This window comes from Nonomuraea sp. NPDC001684 (assembly GCF_053596515.1).
Genome location: NZ_JBSFGJ010000790.1, coordinates 1 through 2309, shown reverse-complemented (window position 1 = coordinate 2309; position 2309 = coordinate 1). Strand labels below are relative to the sequence as shown.

Annotated in this window: 4 protein-coding genes; 3 read left to right on the top strand and 1 reads right to left on the bottom strand. The window is 71.5% G+C overall.

Going from position 1 to position 2309, the window contains the following annotated elements; translation table 11 throughout:
* The first annotated feature begins 187 nt into the window (after positions 1-187).
* The 3 genes from ACWCSD_RS51765 (at position 188) to ACWCSD_RS51755 (ending at position 1679) form a co-directional block, all read left to right on the top strand.
* Positions 188-328: a hypothetical protein gene (locus ACWCSD_RS51765; protein ID WP_449927129.1), complete on the top strand. Its 141-nt coding sequence runs from the start codon at positions 188-190 to the stop codon at positions 326-328.
* A gap of 248 nt (positions 329-576) precedes the next feature.
* Positions 577-1170, top strand: coding sequence for a GTP-binding protein (locus tag ACWCSD_RS51760; protein ID WP_352326803.1), 594 nt, complete (start codon positions 577-579; stop codon positions 1168-1170).
* Between the two features lie 23 nt (positions 1171-1193).
* Positions 1194-1679 carry an Lrp/AsnC family transcriptional regulator gene (locus ACWCSD_RS51755; protein WP_358007428.1) on the top strand — a complete coding sequence of 162 codons (486 nt, stop codon included), beginning with the start codon at positions 1194-1196 and terminating at the stop codon, positions 1677-1679.
* Between the two features lie 75 nt (positions 1680-1754).
* Here the strand turns inward: ACWCSD_RS51755 and ACWCSD_RS51750 are convergent.
* Positions 1755-2309, bottom strand: a 555-nt coding sequence (locus ACWCSD_RS51750) for a BadF/BadG/BcrA/BcrD ATPase family protein (RefSeq protein ID WP_449927125.1), incomplete at its 5' end; no start/stop codon positions are given.

Here is a 2309-nt window from a genome sequence, read left to right as displayed (position 1 = left end):
AGCAGGTCACGGATCTCCCCCGCGAGCCGCGGCAGCTCCTCAACAGCGAGCCGTTTGACGTCGTGCGGTCCCTCTCTCGAGCCCAGCAACCCGCCTCGGCGACGTCGCCTCCTACCGCAGGGACCTGAGCTGGGGCGACCTGAACGTCCTGGGGCTCGGCATCACCGGCGGCGAGGTCACCGCGGCGATGGCCGGCCTGGCCCGCGAGGCGACCGGCCTGATCGAGGCGTTGCGCGGCTGCAGCCCGCGGACGGCCGCCTACCTGGGCCGACGGATCGGCTTCAACGCCGGCTTCACCGGCATTTCGGACCTGGGCTCCGCAACCTAACGATCTCGTCGAATAAGCTGACAAGCCTCTTGACCGTCCGTCGCCCGCGAGGCGATTTATAGGACTACCGACGATAAATCGTGACATTTGGTTCGTTGTAAAAGTTTATGTCTTGAGTGGAAAATGTGGCGTTGCTAGGGTGGCTCGATGCCAGGCACGGCGTACGGCCTTCACCACGCGCCTTGACAGATTTCACTGACCAGGCGCGAAGGCCACGACGTGCGCGGGACCTGTACGGGCGGTGCTGGATGGAATTCGGTCGCGTCGACCGTTGGCGGCTGCCGACCGCGATCAAGATCTTGATCGCCGGCGGATTCGGCGCGGGCAAGACCACCATGGTCGGCGCCGTCTCCGAGACCCGCCCGCTGCGCACGGAAGAGGCGCTCACCCACGTCGGCACGCACGTCGACGACCTGTCGGGCGTCGAGCGCAAGCTCACCACCACCGTCGCGATGGACTTCGGCCGCATCACCATCCGCGACGACTACATGCTCTACCTGTTCGGCACCCCGGGTCAGGAACGTTTCTGGTTCGTGTGGGACGAGCTGGCCATGGGCGCGCTGGGAGCCGTGGTGCTGGCCGACACCCGCCGCCTGGCCGACTGCTTCCCGGCCGTCGACTACTTCGAGAAGCGCGAGCAGCCGTTCATCATCGCGCTCAACTGCTTCGAGGGCACCCGGCCGTTCACCGTCGGCGAGGTGCGCTCGGCCATCGGGCTGGAACCCGACGTGCCCATCGTGCTGTGCGACGCCCGCAGGCGCGACTCCGGGCGCCAGGTGCTCATCACCCTGGTCGAGCACGCGATGAACCGAGGGGTCGCTCCCGTCGGGACCATGTCGTGACCATCACCGGCTACCTTTGACCGATGGAGGAGATCGACCGCCGGATCGTCACGCTGCTCGCCCACGACGGCCGCATGAGTTTCACCGACCTGGCCAGGGAGACCGGGCTCTCCGTCTCCGCGGTCCACCAGCGCGTACGCCGCCTGGAGAAGCGCGGCGTCGTCCGCGGCTACGCCGCCGTCATCGACCACGACGCGATCGGGCTGCCGCTGACCGCGTTCGTGTCGATCAAGCCCATCGACCCCGCCGCCCCCGACGACGCCCCCGTGCGGCTGGCCCATCTGAGCGCCATCGAGGCCTGCCACAGCGTCGCCGGGGACGAGAGCTACATCCTCAAGGTGCGCGTGGCCTCGCCGGTGGCGCTGGAGGACCTGCTGCAGCAGATCCGCGCCTCGGCCAACGTCTCCACCCGCACCACCGTGGTGCTGAGCACGCCCTACGAGCACCGCGCCCCCGTCGTCGCCCCCGACGTCACGCCCGCCGAGCCCGACCAGAACGCCTCCGCCTGAAGCCCACCGGGCGCCGCCCCCCCGCAGGACCGGCGCCCGTACCCGGCAAGCCGGACACGCACCTCGGCGGCCGGGTCAGCGGGTGACCGGGAGCGCGAAGTGGGAGCGCAGCCGGGTCAGCGCGCTCTCCGGAGCGCCCAGGTGCTCCAGCCCCAGCAACGCCGCCCCCGCCACCGGCGGCAGGTCGGCCACCACGAGCTCGGCCCGCGGCGCCCTGGCCGCGAACGCCGCCTCCAGCAGCGGCGTCAGCAGCGGGTCCCGGGCCGTCAGCATGCCACCGCCGAGCACCACCTCGACCGGCGTCCCCAGCAGGCCGAGCCGCCGCAGGCACACCTCGGCCATCACGGTGACCTCCTCGGCCTGCCGCTGGACCAGCGACCGGGCGACCGCGTCCCCGGCCGCCGCGGCGGCCAGCACGCCGGGGGCCAGCTCGTGCAGCCGCCCTTCGTCCACGCGCCCGAAGTGCAGGTCGAGCACCAGCTCCTCGACGGTGGCCGTGCCGAAGTGGGCCGTGACCAGCTCCGCCAGGGCCGTCGGGGCGCCGCGGCCGTCCTCGGCGCGCACGGCGTGCCACAGCGCCTCCTCGGCCACGCCCTGGCCGCCGCCCCAGTCGCCGCTGATCCGGCCGAG

Bases quoted from the DNA above. Each gene is read 5' to 3' on its own strand.
- ACWCSD_RS51765 (WP_449927129.1), top strand. From the start codon at position 188: ATGGCCGGCCTGGCCCGCGAGGCGACCGGCCTGATCGAGGCGTTGCGC.
- ACWCSD_RS51760 (WP_352326803.1), top strand. From the start codon at position 577: ATGGAATTCGGTCGCGTCGACCGTTGGCGGCTGCCGACCGCGATCAAG.
- ACWCSD_RS51755 (WP_358007428.1), top strand. From the start codon at position 1,194: ATGGAGGAGATCGACCGCCGGATCGTCACGCTGCTCGCCCACGACGGC.